This is a genomic window from Sandaracinobacter neustonicus (assembly GCF_006385875.1).
In the GTDB taxonomy this organism is placed as follows: domain Bacteria; phylum Pseudomonadota; class Alphaproteobacteria; order Sphingomonadales; family Sphingomonadaceae; genus Sandaracinobacteroides; species Sandaracinobacteroides neustonicus.
Genome location: NZ_VFSU01000031.1, coordinates 60,691 through 74,773, shown reverse-complemented (window position 1 = coordinate 74,773; position 14,083 = coordinate 60,691). Strand labels below are relative to the sequence as shown.

The following is a 14,083-nucleotide window of genomic DNA, read 5'->3' as shown; positions in this document are numbered from 1 at the left end:
CAACAAGCCGCTTCCCCGCCCCCTTGCTTGCTGTATAGAAGATGGAAAAATCTTCTGGCAGGGAATCCGTCACGCATGAAGCTGGTTGTCGAACGCGCCGCACTCCTGAAGGCGCTGGGCCATGTGCAATCGGTGGTGGAGCGGCGGAACACCATCCCGATCCTCTCCAACGTGCTCCTCGCGGCGGATGGCCAGTCGTTGAAGCTGATGGCGACCGATCTTGATCTGCAGATCGTGGAGGAAGTGCCCGCCACGGTGGAAACCGCCGGTGCCACCACCGTCTCCGCCCACACCCTGTTCGATATCGTCCGCAAGCTGCCCGATGGCGCGCAGGTCACGCTGGACGCCGCCGCCTCCAAGATGGCCGTCACCGCCGGGCGCGCGCGCTTCTCGCTGCAAACCCTCCCGCGTGAAGATTTCCCGGTGATCGGCGAAAGCGACCTGCCCGTCTCCTTCAGCCTGCCCGCAGACACGCTGGTGATGCTGGTGGATAAAACCCGCTTCGCCATCTCCACCGAAGAAACCCGTTACTATCTGAACGGCATCTTCGTCCACGCCCCCGCACAGGGCAGTCAGGGCGCCCCCGGCGGCACCCTTCGCGCCGTCGCGACAGACGGCCACCGCCTCGCCCGCGTGGAAATCCCCCTGCCTGAAGGCGCGGCCGGGATGCCGGACATCATCATCCCCCGCAAGTGCGTGGCCGAAGTCCGCAAACTGCTGGATGAACGCGGCGGAGACGTCGGCATTTCGCTCAGCCAGTCGAAAATCCGCTTCGCCATCGGCCAGGCCGTGCTCACCTCCAAGCTGATCGACGGCACCTTCCCCGATTACAGCCGGGTGATCCCCACCGCGAACGACAAGCTGCTGAAGATCGACCCGGCGACGCTCGCCGAAGGCGTGGACCGCGTCACGGCAATCGCCAGCGAAAAAACCCGCGCCGTGAAGCTCAGCCTCGATCGCGACCGCGTCACCCTCTCCGTCACCAGCCCGGAAAACGGCACCGCCAGCGAGGATGTCCCCGCCGATTACGCCGCCGCCGGGTTCGATGTCGGCTTCAACAGCCGCTACCTGCTGGATATCCTCTCGCAGGTTGAAGGCGATCTGGTCGAAGTCCATATGGCGGATGCCGCCGCCCCCACGCTCATCCGCGAATCCGAGGACTCTCAGGCCCTCTATGTGCTGATGCCGATGCGGGTCTGACACGCGGCGCACAGGATCGCCCGCCCATGCTGAAAAAGCCCAAAGCCGTCAAAATGCCGCAACCCTTCGCCGACCAGCACGCGTCGGAGGATGACGACGCGCGCCGCCGCGCCGTGCTGATGAAGCGCGAGCTGGACGAAGCCGAAGGCTTCAGCTGGAACATGCCGCAACAGGGCCTGATCGCCCGCTGGCGCGAACAACCGCTCTACAAAACCGTCTTCGGCGTCGGCGCGCTCGCCATGGGCGCGCTCATCGTCGGCAGCTTCCTCATCGCCATGGACAGCGGCATCGAAGTGCCGGACCGCATCGTCTATTTCGAAAGCTGGAGCGGACAGCGAACCTCGGAAGACGCCATCTCCGAACGCGAAGCCGCCATGGACAAGCTGCGCGCGCAAGTGGAAGCCAACCGCCGCGCCTACGAAGCCCAGCAAGCCCGGCAAAAAGCGCTGGAAGCCGAACGCGCCGCCGCACAGCAAGCGAGCAGTTGATGCCCGTCCGGCCCGCTTGGGGGGAGAGCGGGCAGGTGTTTTTGCCTCCGGCGGGCAGGGCTCTGCCCTGCACCCGGCAGGGAAATGATTTCTCTGCACCCTCAAAATTGGTGTCGCGCACCAACTCCAACGCCGTTTGGATGACCAGATTCAATTGCCTGCGGCGCACCGCAGCCCTCTCCCCCTGCAAGGGGGAGAGATGGAGAGGGGGTGTCACCTCCGGGCCTGATCCACAACGCAAACACCTCCCACCCGCCACCCCAGACCAAGTCCGGGCTGACGAGCGGAAAAACCGGCAAAACACCCCCCAAAGCGCCGCAGGCAATCACCCAATCCCCCGGCACACCCCATTCGCTCACCCAACAAATGAGGGTGCAGGGAACATAGTTCCCTGCTGGGGGAGCTTGAGGGGGCAAAGCCCCCTCAACCCCAACGCCCGAACATGACCCCAACCGACCAACAATGGATGGCCGCCGCGCTCACCCTCGCCAAACGAGGACGCGGCCGCACAGCCGCCAACCCAAACGTCGGCTGCCTGATCATCCACAACAACCGCGTCATCGGCCGGGGCTGGACGCAGGACGGCGGCCGCCCGCACGCGGAGGCCATGGCGCTGCAGCAGGCGGGCACGGCCGCGCGCGGGGCCACCGCCTATGTCACGCTGGAACCTTGCGCTCACCTCTCCCCGCGCGGCGCGGCTTGCGCGGACAGCCTTGTGGCCGCCGGGATCGCCCGCTGCGTGGTGGCGATGCAGGATCCGGACCCACGCACGGCGGGCAAGGGGCTCGCCCTGCTGCGGGCGGCAGGCATCGAAACCACCACCGGCGTGCTGGCGGCGGAAGCCCAAGCCGAATTGCGCGGCTTCAGCAAGCGGCTGGCGGGCCGGGGCGCAGAGCTCACCCTGAAACTGGCGCTCTCGCTGGACGGCCGCCTCGCCATGGCAGACGGCCGCAGCCAATGGATCACAAGCGAACCGGCCCGCGCCTACGCCCACGCGCTCAGGGCCGAATCCGATCTCGTGCTGGTCGGCGGCGGCACGCTCCGCGCGGACGCGCCGCAACTCACCGCCCGCCTGCCCGGCGGCAGCGCGCCGCAACCGCTGCGCGCCGCGCTCACCACTGGCCCGGTGCCCGATGGCTTCATCGCCTTGCCCTCGCTCGCCGCGCTGGATGCGCTGGTGGCGGAGAGGCAACTGAACCGCATCCTGTGCGAAGGCGGCGGTGGTCTTGCCGCCACGCTGCTGGCGGCGGGCCGGGTGGACCGGCTGGCGATCCTGCGCGCCCCCATCCTGATCGGCGCGGGCATCGGGCTGGAAGGGTTGTACCCCGCCGATCTCGCGGAAACCCATGGCAGATGGCGCTTGCAGGACAGCCGGATGCTCGGCCCGGACAGGCTGGACCTCTACGCCTCATCCTCCTCGTCGAACGCCGCCGCCACCCGGCCGTAACGCCCGCGCCGGGTCGCCGGGTCGCGCCGCACCTTGCCCACCCACCACAGCGCCGCGCCGATCAGCGCCATCGGCAGGCTGGTCAGCAACAACCCCATCGCAGACAGCCGCAATTCCCGCCCCGGCGCAATCGCCTCCAGCAGCGCCGGGTTGCCCACCGTGGCGCTCAGGATCAGCGTCAGCGCCACCCCGCCCGCGCCTGCGCCCATCAGGATCAGCCCGGCCGGAATCATCCGCCCGTCCGGCTCCGTCAACAGCCCCAGCAGCAGCGGGATCAGCGCGATCAGCCCATACAGCAGCAGCGCCATCCGCGTCTGCACCGTGCCGCCATCATGAAAGGCCATCGCCCCGAACAGCGGCGTCAGCGCGAGCATCAGGATCGCCAGCAGATACAGCAGCACCGCAACAATCTTGCGCACGCGAGCCCTCCTTCGCGCCGAGGACGCTAGCGCCGCCGCCAACGCTGTTCCAGCCCTTTCATGCTGAACGCGGCGCGCCTACACAGGCCCATGTTCACCGGAATCATCACAGACATCGGCGAAATCACCGCCGTCACCCGCAAGCCCGGCGCAGACCTGCGGCTGACCATCCGCGCCACCGCCGATCTGTCGAGCGTCGCCATCGGCGCCTCCATCGCCTGCTCCGGCGTCTGCCTCACCGTCACCTCCAAATCGGCGGACAGCTTTAGCGTGGATGTCTCGGGCGAAACCGTTTCCCGCACCGCCGCCGCGCTTTGGGCCGAAGGCGCGCGGCTGAACCTCGAACGCGCGCTGAAGCTGGGCGACGAACTGGGCGGCCATATCGTCACCGGCCATGTCGACGCCATCGGCACGGTGGAACGGGTAGAGGCGGTGGATGGCTCCACCCACATCGCCATCCGCGCGCCAGCCGCGCTCGCGCCGATGCTCGCCCCCAAAGGCTCGATCACGGTCGACGGCGTCTCGCTCACCGTGAACGCCGTGGAGGATTTGCCCGGCGGCGACGCGCTGTTCCACCTCAACATCATCCCCCACACCGCGCTTCACACCACGCTGGGCAGCGCCACCGCCGGGCGGCAGGTGAATCTGGAGGCGGACGTGCTCGCCCGCTATCTGCAACGCATGACGAGCACCCGATTCACAGCCTGATGTGATGTGCGGGGTTGCGCATCACATTTTGATGTGACACTGCGCGCCCATGCCGCAACATATCCTCGACCGCATCCGCGCCCATCTCGCCGAAACCGGCCTCAGCCGCTCCGGGCTGGCGCGCGCCGCCGGGCTGCACGCCAACACCCTGCGCGATCTGGACACCCCCGGCTGGAACCCCACGGCGGAAACCCTGAAGAAGCTGGAGAGCTTCCTCTCCGGCAGCGGCCCCTCCCCGCTCGTCCCCATCGAGGAGATCATCGCCGAAGCCCGCAACGGCCGCATGTATATCCTCGTGGACGATGAAGACCGTGAGAATGAAGGCGACCTCATCATCCCCGCGCAGATGGCAACGCCCGACGCCATCAACTTCATGGCCACCCACGGGCGCGGCCTCATCTGCCTGTCGCTCAGCAAGGCACGGGTGGATCAGCTCGGCCTGCCGCTGATGTCCGCCATGAACCGCACCCGGCACGAAACCGCCTTCACCGTCTCCATCGAGGCGAAAGACGGCGTCACCACCGGCATTTCCGCCGCAGACCGCGCCCGCACCGTCGCGGTCGCCATAGACGCGTCCAAAAGCGCCGCTTCCATCGTCACCCCCGGCCATGTCTTCCCGCTCGTTGCCCGCGACGGCGGCGTGCTGGTGCGCGCGGGCCACACCGAAGCCGCCGTGGACGTCTCCCGCCTCGCCGGGCTGAATCCGTCCGGCGTCATCTGCGAGATCATGAACGAAGACGGCTCCATGGCCCGGCTGGATGATCTGATCCCGTTTGCCCGCCGCCACGGCCTGAAAATCGGCACCATCCGCGACCTGATCGCCTATCGCATGCGCCACGATCATCTGGTCGCCAAGGTCGCCGAGGTCGAGATCGACAGCGAATATGGCGGCCGCTGGACGGCGATCACCTACGCCAACACCGCCGAATACACCGAGCATCTGGTGCTGATGAAGGGCCGCATAGAGCCGGGAAAACCCACCCTCGTCCGCGTGCACAGCCTGAACCCCTTCGCAGACCTGCTGGGCGAAACCGGCGGCCGCGCCGGGCTGATCGGCCACGCCATGCAGGCCATCGCCACCGAAGGCGCGGGCATCCTGATCCTCATCCGCGACAGCCGCGCAGATGGCCTCTCCCAGCAAATGAAAGCGCGCGGGATGGGCGATTTCAGCCATGTGCGCGAACTCGGCGTCGGCTCGCAAATCCTCGTCGATCTGGGCGTGACGGATATGGTCCTTCTCTCCACCGGACATCGCGCCTATGTCGGCCTCGAAGGCTATGGCCTGAAAATGGTGGCGGAACGTCCGCTGATCGGTTGAAGGAACAGTCCATGGCCAAAATTCTGATCGTCGGCGCCGGTTTCTACCGCCATATCTATGAGTTGCAGCTGCAAGGCGCGAAAGCCGCGCTGGAAGCCGGCGGCCACAAATATGACGTGCTCGAAGTCCCCGGCGCACTCGAAATCCCCGCCGCCATCTCCATGGCCGCAGACACCGCCGCCTACGACGGTTTCGTCGCGCTGGGCTGCGTCATCCGTGGCGAAACCTTCCATTTCGAAGTGGTCGCCACCGAAAGCGCCCGGGGCCTCATGGCCCTCACGCTGGACGGCCTCCCCATCGGCAACGGCATCCTCACAGTGGAAAATGAAGCGCAGGCCCTGACGCGAGCCGACCCGGCGCAGAAGAACAAGGCCGGCGAAGCCGTGGGTGCGGCGCTGGCGCTGCTGACCCTGAAACGCCAGTTCGAACAAGGCTGAACGGGGAGGGCCGGCCTGCCACGAGACAGGTTTTCGCCTCCGGCGGGCAGGGCTCTGCCCTGCACCCGGCAGGGAAATGATTTCCCTGCACCCTCTACATTTGCGTCGCGCCAAAACTCCAGCCCCGTGGACGTGACCGGATTCGATTGCCTGCGGCGCTCCGCAGCCCTCTCCCCCTGCAAGGGGGAGAGATGGAGAGGGGGTGTCACCGCCGGGCCTGAGCCACTGCCCTCCTCAAAACCGTCACCCCGGACTTGATCCGGGTCCAGCTGCCCTTCGGCAACGTCGGAGTAGAGAGCTGGCCCCCGGATCAAGTCCCGGGTGACGAACGAAGGGGTAAGCAGCCCCCCCACACTACCCCAGCAACATCTCCACCAGCCCCTTCACCTTCGCCCCCTTCCACTGCGGCGCAGGCGCACAAATCCAATAACCATCCTCCGTCGGCACCCGCTCGCCCCGTTCCTCCAGCAACCCTGCGGCCAGCGCATCCGCCGCCAGCGTCAGCGGCACCTGCGCTTCGCCCAGCCCCGCCAACGCCCAGTCCAGTGCCTGCCCCGCATCCGGCAACGCCACCGCCGGGCCATCCATGCTGCGCCAACCCAGACTTCGCTGAACGGGGGCCCGCGCAGGGTTCCCCGGCGCGGCCACCGTCACCAGCAGTTCATCCGCCAGCTTGCGCCCGAACACCCCTTCAGCATCCGGAGCGGGGCCGAAACTCAGGGCGAGGTCCAGATTGGCCTGCGCGAAATCCACCGGCCCATCCAGCGCCAGCACCTGCACATGCGCGTCCGGATTCGCTTCCAGCCAGCGCGCCAGCCGCGGCATCAGCCAGTGGCGGATCGCCCCCCGCGCACAGCCGATGGAAAGCCGCGCCGCCGCCTGCCCTTCCTGCAAGGCCGCCACCGATTCCTCGAACGCGGAAAAACCTTGCCGCAAATGCGGCAACGCCCGCAACGCCTCCGGCGTCAGTTCCAGCCCGCGCGCGGTCCGGCGGAACAGGATCACCCCCAGCGTTTCCTCCAGCGCCCGAATCTGCTGCCCCACGGCGGCCGGCGTCACCGCCAGCTCGTCCGCCGCGCGCGTGAAAGACAAGGATCGCGCCGCCGCATCGAACACCCGCAACGCGTTCAGCGGCAACAGGGAGCGCTTCATCAATTCGCAGCCCCCTTCGCATCCGGGGAGAGCAGGTCAAACCCCGGAATCGCCACTTCGAACCGGCGTCCGCCGCCGTCCACCATGCCGAATCGCCCCACCATATACCCCATCGGCGTCGCCAGCGGGCAGCCGGAGACATAATCGTAACTGCCCCCCGGCGCGATCACCGGCTGCTCCCCCACGACGCCTTCGCCCATCACATCCTTGCGCACGCCATGGCCGTCGGTGATGATCCAGTGCCGGTCGATCAGCTGCACCTCCATCCCCGAACCATTTTCCACGCGGATATGATAATGCCACACCCAATGCCCGTTCGCCGGGTCCGACTGGTCAGCCGCATAGCGCGGCTGCACGCGCACGCTGATCCCCTCCGTCGTCGCCACCGCCGAAAAGAGACCCGGCAGGCTCACAGGCCTGCCTCTTTCTGAAAATCGCGCAGGCTCAAAGCCCGATCGCCCGCAACGCCTGATCCAGATCGTCGATCAGATCGTCCGCATCCTCCAGCCCCACCGAAAGCCTGAGAGTCCCCTCCACGATCCCCATTTCCTCGCGCGCCTCCACGCTCATACTGGCATGGGTAGTGGAGGCCGGATGCGTCATCAGCGTCCGGCTGTCCCCCACATTGTTGGAGATATCGATCAGCTGCAGCGCATCCAACAGCCCGTGCGCCTCGGCACGCCCGCCCTCCAGATGCAGCGCGATGATCGTCCCCCCGGCCCGCATCTGGCTCATCGCCAGCGCATGTTGCGGATGGCTTTCCAGCCCCGGATACAGCGTCCCCGGCACCCGCTGGCTCAGGAAGCGCGCCACCTTCAGCGCATTCTCGCAAGCCCGCGTCACCCGCAGCTCCAGCGTCTCAAGGCTTTTCAGCACCACCCACGCATTGAACGCGCTCAAAATCGGCCCGGTATGGCGGGTGAAAGCCAGATAGCTTTTCTCCATCCACTCCTCCGGCCCCAACACCGCCCCGGCCAGCACGCGCCCCTGCCCGTCCATCAGCTTGGTCGCGGAATAAGCGACGATATCCGCCCCCAGCTCCAGCGGCCGCTGTACGATGGGGGAGGCAAAGGCGTTGTCCACCATCACCAGCGCGCCGCCGTTGTGCGCGATGTCGGCCACGGCGCGCAAATCCACGATATCCAGCGTCGGGTTGGCGGGCGTCTCCAGAAACACCGCCCTGGTGTTCGGCCGCATCGCCTTCGCAAACGCCTGCGCATCCCGCGCATCCACCGTGGTCGTCTCGATCCCGAAGCGCGGCAGAATATTATCCACCAGCACCCTGCAAGACCCGAACGCCGCCCGCCCGCCGATCAGATGATCCCCGGCAGACAGCGTGGACATCAACATCCCCGTCATCGCCGCCATGCCGCTGGCGGAAACCCGGCAGGCCTCTGCGCCTTCCAGCAGCGCCAGCCGTTCCTCCAGCATCTCCACCGTGGGGTTCTGCAGCCGCGAATAGGTCATGCCCTTCGCCTCACCCCGGAAGCGCGCAGCGGCTTCCTCGGCATTGTCATAGCAAAAGCCGGACGACAGGAAGATCGCCTCTGACGTTTCGCCATAATTGCTGCGCGCGGTCCCCCCGCGCACCATCTGCGTCGCCGGCCGCCAGCGGGCGGTGATTGCGCGATCCTGTCCTGTGGTTTTCTTCATGGTGCCGCACCCCTAGCGCCAAAGCAGCCAGATGGGAAAGAGTTGGGCGATAGCATCCTCTGCAAACAGGCATGGCTTGCCTGTTCCCCGCCCTCCGTCCCTTGTCCTCTGTCCCGCTACCTCTCCTCCCGCTCAGGCTGAGCCTGTCGAAGCCCCGGACGCGAAAGCACAACATGCCCCACGGGCTTCGACAAGCTCAGCCTGAGCGGGAGGAGGGAGAGGCAGCGAAGCCAACGTGTTCACAAAGAACAGCATCACCAAGACTTGCCGTTGCAGCCGACTCCGCGTTGGAGTAAGCGCAGCGAAATATCCTTAACAAGGGGTCCTCATGCGGATCTGGCTTCCCATTCTCGGTGCCGTCACCCTCCTGTCCGCAGGGGGCATGGTCTTCTCCGCCACCCGCGCGCAGACCCCACCGCCACCTGCCCCGAAGCCTTCCGCTCCGGCCGCGAAATCCGCCTATGATTTCACCCTCACCCGGATTGATGGCAAGCCGCTGCCGCTCTCTGCCTACAAGGGGCAGGTGGTGCTGCTGGTGAACACCGCCAGCTTCTGCGGATTCACCCCGCAATATGAAGGGCTTCAGAAGCTGCAACAGGCCTATCAGGCCAAGGGCTTCACCGTGCTCGGCGTCCCCTCGGGCGATTTCATGAGCCAGGAGTATGACGACAACGGCAAGATCAAGCAGTTCTGCGACACCAAGTTCGGCATCACCTTCCCCATGGCCGAAAAGGCGCATGTGAAGGGCGATCAGGCGATTCCGCTCTACCGCTGGGCCAAAACCCAGATCCCGGTCGAGAATGAGCCGAAATGGAACTTCCACAAATTCCTGATCGGCAAGGATGGCAAGATCATCGCCGGCTTCAACTCCAAGGTCACACCGGAAAGCCCGGAACTCACGGCCGCCATCAACAAGGCACTGAAGGCATGAAGCGCCTCCTCTCCGCCGCCGCGCTGCTAGCTCTGGCCGCCTGCGGCCAGAAAGCCGAAGCCCCGAAGGCAGAGGCCCCCGCCGCCGCGCCGTCACTCGCCAAGGCCAGCCGCACCATCTCTTACACCTGCGAGAAAGACCTGCCGATCACCGCGATCCACGGCACCAACGCCGAAGGCAAGCCAGACCTCGCCCTCATCATCCGCGGAGACGATTTCCGCCTGACGCCCACCGATGCCACCCCGGGCACCCGCTACACCACCGAATATGGCCTCGAACCCGGCCTCGGTCTCGCATGGTGGGAACAGCCGGATGGCACCGTCCTGCTGCAACAATCCAAGTTCAAAACCATCAACGACCCAACCACCGCCGAAACCCTGCGAACCTGCAAAGTCAAAACCGAGCCGGACGGTGCCAAAGCCGCAAAGTAGCGCCCGACGCGCCCGACAGAGCAGCTGACGCCAGACATCCCCGCCGCAGCCAACGCGACCGCCCCACCGCTCAGCCAACGCTACCCACCCGCTCAGCCTGAGCCTGTCGAAGGCCCCTGAGCAAACCCACAAACCTCCCCACAACCGTCACCCCGGACTTGATCCGGGGTCCAGCTTCTCCCCGCCAACCTCAGAGTTGAGGAGGCTCCGCCCCCTCAAACTCCCCCGGCAGGGAAATGATTCCCCTGCACCCCCAACACCTTAAAGCCCCTCCCGTTGACGCTCGCGTCAGCTTCGCTTCCAGGGGAGGGGTTGGGGTGAGGGGAGCGCCACAACCACAAGGCTGGACAAAATAGGGAGACACGATAGATATTCAGCCAACTACTCACTGCAAAGGCTGAATTTTTAAGCATATGATGACGGTGATGAATTATGTATTGCGCCCCGGATTATGCGCAACGCTGGAGGGGCCATGAGCACCAACCTAAAAACCATACTAATCTCACTGACCGTCGCGGTCGCAGCAATATTCACTTATGTCCAAGTAGACAAATACTTGGAGGCCAAGAAAGAAGCTGAAACTGAATTCAAAGACGGGAAGAAATTAGTTTCATCTGCTTCTGCTAATGCTGAAAATGTCCTTCGCGTAGAATACGAAGATAGCAATATTACCTTCAATGAGCTTTTTGATAAGGTGGATGAGGCCGTCAAAGAAGCAGACAAGGCCATCATATTCGTTAGCAGCTCAGAGATAGACGATGGATGGAAGAAGAGCGCCATTGCCTATCTAACGGCATCACAGGACGCTCTGCGGGCGATGAGAAGCAAGTATCAGAAGAGCCTGGATTTTTCTAGTCACCTAGATTTTGTGAAAGATCGGCTAGAGGACTACCGCACCTCACCCTATAATGAGTATTCTGATGCTGCGGACAGGCAGCGGCTAAAGCGCTACAGCGAAGAACTCGACGAGAAGAACGCTGCTGTCAATGCAGCAAATCTAGAGTATTACAACTCGATAAAGAAACTTGAATCCGCCTGGAAAGCCAACAATCAATCCATAGGAAAAGAAATAATGATTAAGAAAGACGTTATTGATAAGGTGGAAAAAAAACTCACGCCCACTCCTGTCAAACCCTAAGCATTAGAATAGAAATTTCGAAAATCAGGGGACACAATGCATATTTCGAATTCCGGGAATGACACACCGCAGCCTTGAGTCCCCCCTTCACTACACCGCAACCAATTGCCAGCCTCCCGCCCGCTCTTTGAACCCCGCATCTCGCCCCCACTGGCCACAACGCCACCCATGCAACCCCGCACGGGCATGACTTTCATGACCTTTCGCGGCCCACCCGCCGCCGAAAAGGAAAGCTTTACAGCAGCACCCGCCACGCTAGGGGTTATGGCACTGTAAGGACCAACAAGGCCAAACCCATGCCGAATATCCTGCTGGTGGATGATGACCCCGGAATCCGCGATCTGGTCTCCGATTTTCTGGGCCGCCACGGCTATTCCGTGACGACAGCCGAAGACGGCATCACCATGGACCGCGCCATTTCCGCTGCCCCTTCGCCCTTCGATCTCGTCGTGCTCGATCTGATGATGCCCGGCGAACATGGGCTGGAAATCGCCCGCCGCATCTCCACCCCCGGCGGCCCCGGCATCATCATGCTCTCGGCCATGGGGGAAGACAGCGATAGGATCGTCGGCCTCGAAGTCGGCGCAGATGATTATCTGCCCAAGCCCTGCAACCCGCGCGAACTGCTGGCCCGCATTCGCGCCGTGCTCCGCCGCAGGCAGGGCAGCAACCCCGAAGCCGGCGGCGTCATCGCCGAATTCGATGGCTGGAAGCTCGATCTCGTCCGCCGCGAACTCACCTCGCCCGATGGTGTGCTGATCGCCCTGTCAGATGGCGAATTCTCCCTGCTGCGCGTATTCGTGGAACGCCCGCAACAGCCGCTGGGCCGCGAGGAACTGCTGGAACTGGCCCGCGGCCGCGATGCAGACAGCTATGATCGCTCCATAGACGTGCAGATCAGCCGCCTGCGCCGCAAGCTGGACGGCGCCGTGAAAAATCGCGAGGAACTGATCCGCACCGTGCGCAACGAAGGTTATATGTTCACGCCGAAGGTCATTCGCCGCTGAGCGAGTCCGGCAAACAGGAAGGCGCGCCGCCCGCCCGGCGGGAGGTTCCCAGCAGCCTGTTCACGCAGATTTTCGCGCTGGTGCTGGCCACCGTTGCCATCGCCCAGCTGATCAATCTGGCGCTGCTCGCTCTGCTGCCGCCCGATCCGCCGCAAACGGTGCCGGTCGCCACGCTCGCCGAAGCGATTCTTGAACGCAACGAACGCGCGCTCACCTTCCGCCCCGTCCCCGCCGCCCCCTTCCGCCCGGAAACCGCCGGCCCCGCCGCCGCCCGCGCCGAAATCGAACTGGCCAACCGGCTGGGCCGCATGCCCGGAGACGTCGCGCTGGACATGACAGACGCGCAAGGCCGCAAGTTCGTGGAGCTTTACCCGCGCGCCGGCGGCCCGCCCGTCACCGCCCTGCAAGGCCATTTCCGCCTGCTGCTGCGCGAACGCGACGGCTGGCTGCTGATCGAACCACGCAACCAGCAGCTGTTCGCCACCCGCGAGCGCCAGTTCCTGCTGCTCTTCCTCCTCTCCGCACTCGCCATGCTGCCCATCGCCTGGATTTTCGCCCGCCGCCTGTCCGAACCGTTCGAGCGCTTCGCAGACGCCGCCGAGGCGCTGGGCCGCGATCCGCGCGCCACCCCGCCCAACGTGGACGGCCCCGCCGAAATCGAACGCGCCGCGCAAGCCTTCCAGCAGATGCAACAACGGCTGAAAGCCTATGTGACAGATCGCACGCAGATGCTGGGCGCCATCGCGCACGATCTGCGCACCCCGCTCACCCGCCTTGCCTTCCGCATGGAATCGCTGCCCGAAGCAGACCGCGCCCGCATGTCCGCCGACGTCGCGGAAATGGAAGCCATGGTCCGCTCCACCCTCAGCCTCGCCCGCACAGACAGCGAGCCGCTGAACCGCCAGCGGCTGGAACTCGGCTCGCTGCTGGAACAGGCTGCAGACGATCTGGCGCTGACGGGCCGCAAGGTCTCCGCCGAGGCAGACGAACCCCTTATCGTCGAAGGCGATCCCGTCGAACTGAAACGCCTGCTCACCAACCTGCTGGAAAACGGCGAAATCTACGGCAAAAAAGCCCACGCCCGCGCATGGAGAGACGGCGGATCAGCCGTGATCGACGTGGACGATGAAGGCCCCGGAATCCCGGTGTCCGAAGCCGAACGGGTGTTCGAACCCTTCTACCGCCTCGAACGCTCGCGCAGCCGCGAAACCGGCGGCACAGGCCTCGGCCTCTCCGTCGCCCGCTCCATCGCCCGCGCCCACGGTGGCGACGTGGTGCTGAGCAACCGTGACAAACGCGGGTTGCGGGCGCGGGTGACGATTCCTCTGGCGCGGTGAGTTTGGGGGTGGGGAGCGTGGGGTTGAAGCGATGAGGTTTTTTGCCTCCGGCGGGCAGGGAGCCGTGCTCCCTGCACCCACATTAATAGGTTCATCGGATGGGTTGGGATGGCGGGTGGTTTGATTGCCTGCGGCGCCTTTCGGGGAGTGGTCCACCCGCTTCTCTACACGTTGCCCCGGATCAAGTTCGGGGTGAGACGGTTGCGGGTGGGGGGAGGGTGCGGGTTTTCCGGGGCCTTCGACAAGCTCAGGCTGAGCGGGTGGGGAGGCTGGTGGGCCATACCCGGCGTTGCTCCCCTCTCTCCAGCTCTCTCCCCAACGGGGAGAGAGAGTCATGTTGCGCCGCAGGCAATGGAATCTGATGACCCGCACGGCGTTGGTGTTTGCGCACAACGCAAATGTTGAGGGTGCAGGGAA

At 65.0% G+C, this 14,083-nt stretch carries 15 protein-coding genes; 11 read left to right on the top strand and 4 right to left on the bottom strand.

The genetic code is table 11. The annotated features are described in order from the left end of the window. The first annotated feature begins 75 nt into the window (after nucleotides 1-75). The 3 genes from dnaN (at nucleotide 76) to ribD (ending at nucleotide 3,135) form a co-directional block, all read left to right on the top strand. Complete coding sequence (gene dnaN, locus FJQ54_RS14345) at nucleotides 76-1,200, top strand: DNA polymerase III subunit beta (protein WP_140929107.1); 1,125 nt, start codon at nucleotides 76-78, stop codon at nucleotides 1,198-1,200. Nucleotides 1,201-1,226: 26 nt separating this feature from the next. Further along, entirely contained in the window at nucleotides 1,227-1,688 is a 462-nt protein-coding gene (locus FJQ54_RS14340) for a hypothetical protein (protein WP_140929106.1), read from the top strand. Nucleotides 1,689-2,130: 442 nt separating this feature from the next. After that, nucleotides 2,131-3,135 carry a bifunctional diaminohydroxyphosphoribosylaminopyrimidine deaminase/5-amino-6-(5-phosphoribosylamino)uracil reductase RibD gene (ribD, locus tag FJQ54_RS14335; RefSeq protein ID WP_235890471.1) on the top strand — a complete coding sequence of 335 codons (1,005 nt, stop codon included), beginning with the start codon at nucleotides 2,131-2,133 and terminating at the stop codon, nucleotides 3,133-3,135. Here the strand turns inward: ribD and FJQ54_RS14330 are convergent. Then, the gene (locus FJQ54_RS14330) at nucleotides 3,090-3,554 is read right to left on the bottom strand and encodes a hypothetical protein (RefSeq protein ID WP_140929105.1); all 465 of its coding nucleotides are present in this window, start codon (nucleotides 3,552-3,554) and stop codon (nucleotides 3,090-3,092) included. The genes ribD and FJQ54_RS14330 overlap by 46 nt on opposite strands. A gap of 90 nt (nucleotides 3,555-3,644) precedes the next feature. Here FJQ54_RS14330 and FJQ54_RS14325 point away from each other — a divergent pair, with 90 nt between their 5' ends. From FJQ54_RS14325 to ribH, 3 genes are read left to right on the top strand one after another with little or no spacing between them, the layout of a single operon-like run. After that, nucleotides 3,645-4,262: a riboflavin synthase gene (locus FJQ54_RS14325; RefSeq protein ID WP_140929104.1), complete on the top strand. Its 618-nt coding sequence runs from the start codon at nucleotides 3,645-3,647 to the stop codon at nucleotides 4,260-4,262. 49 nt (nucleotides 4,263-4,311) lie between these two features. Then, nucleotides 4,312-5,580: a 3,4-dihydroxy-2-butanone-4-phosphate synthase gene (ribB, locus tag FJQ54_RS14320; RefSeq protein ID WP_140929103.1), complete on the top strand. Its 1,269-nt coding sequence runs from the start codon at nucleotides 4,312-4,314 to the stop codon at nucleotides 5,578-5,580. Nucleotides 5,581-5,591: 11 nt separating this feature from the next. Beyond that, nucleotides 5,592-6,017, top strand: coding sequence for a 6,7-dimethyl-8-ribityllumazine synthase (gene ribH / locus FJQ54_RS14315; protein WP_140929102.1), 426 nt, complete (start codon nucleotides 5,592-5,594; stop codon nucleotides 6,015-6,017). A gap of 354 nt (nucleotides 6,018-6,371) precedes the next feature. On the opposite strand, the gene FJQ54_RS14310 is transcribed toward ribH, so the two are convergent. From FJQ54_RS14310 to metZ, 3 genes are read right to left on the bottom strand one after another with little or no spacing between them, the layout of a single operon-like run. Then, a complete protein-coding gene (locus tag FJQ54_RS14310) occupies nucleotides 6,372-7,169 on the bottom strand; it encodes a LysR family transcriptional regulator (protein ID WP_140929101.1) in 798 nt (265 codons plus the stop codon). Then, on the bottom strand, nucleotides 7,169-7,576 hold the full coding sequence (apaG, locus tag FJQ54_RS14305; protein WP_140929134.1) for a Co2+/Mg2+ efflux protein ApaG: 408 nt from the start codon (nucleotides 7,574-7,576) through the stop codon (nucleotides 7,169-7,171). Before apaG ends, FJQ54_RS14310 begins: the two co-directional genes overlap by 1 nt. A 37-nt stretch (nucleotides 7,577-7,613) precedes the next feature. Then, nucleotides 7,614-8,822: an O-succinylhomoserine sulfhydrylase gene (gene metZ, locus FJQ54_RS14300; RefSeq protein ID WP_140929100.1), complete on the bottom strand. Its 1,209-nt coding sequence runs from the start codon at nucleotides 8,820-8,822 to the stop codon at nucleotides 7,614-7,616. Between the two features lie 328 nt (nucleotides 8,823-9,150). Here metZ and FJQ54_RS14295 point away from each other — a divergent pair, with 328 nt between their 5' ends. The 5 genes from FJQ54_RS14295 to FJQ54_RS14275 all read left to right on the top strand — a co-directional run bounded on the left by FJQ54_RS14295 (nucleotide 9,151) and on the right by FJQ54_RS14275 (nucleotide 13,666). Then, nucleotides 9,151-9,753 carry a glutathione peroxidase gene (locus tag FJQ54_RS14295; protein ID WP_235890470.1) on the top strand — a complete coding sequence of 201 codons (603 nt, stop codon included), beginning with the start codon at nucleotides 9,151-9,153 and terminating at the stop codon, nucleotides 9,751-9,753. After that, nucleotides 9,750-10,184, top strand: a complete 435-nt coding sequence (locus tag FJQ54_RS14290; RefSeq protein WP_140929099.1) for a lysozyme inhibitor — start codon at nucleotides 9,750-9,752, stop codon at nucleotides 10,182-10,184. Before FJQ54_RS14295 ends, FJQ54_RS14290 begins: the two co-directional genes overlap by 4 nt. A gap of 472 nt (nucleotides 10,185-10,656) precedes the next feature. Then, nucleotides 10,657-11,322, top strand: a complete 666-nt coding sequence (locus FJQ54_RS14285) for a hypothetical protein (protein ID WP_140929098.1) — start codon at nucleotides 10,657-10,659, stop codon at nucleotides 11,320-11,322. A 296-nt stretch (nucleotides 11,323-11,618) separates the two neighbouring features. Then, nucleotides 11,619-12,329 carry a response regulator gene (locus FJQ54_RS14280; protein WP_140929097.1) on the top strand — a complete coding sequence of 237 codons (711 nt, stop codon included), beginning with the start codon at nucleotides 11,619-11,621 and terminating at the stop codon, nucleotides 12,327-12,329. Nucleotides 12,330-12,409: 80 nt separating this feature from the next. Continuing rightward, nucleotides 12,410-13,666 carry a sensor histidine kinase gene (locus FJQ54_RS14275; RefSeq protein WP_140929096.1) on the top strand — a complete coding sequence of 419 codons (1,257 nt, stop codon included), beginning with the start codon at nucleotides 12,410-12,412 and terminating at the stop codon, nucleotides 13,664-13,666. The last annotated feature ends 417 nt before the right edge of the window (nucleotides 13,667-14,083 follow it).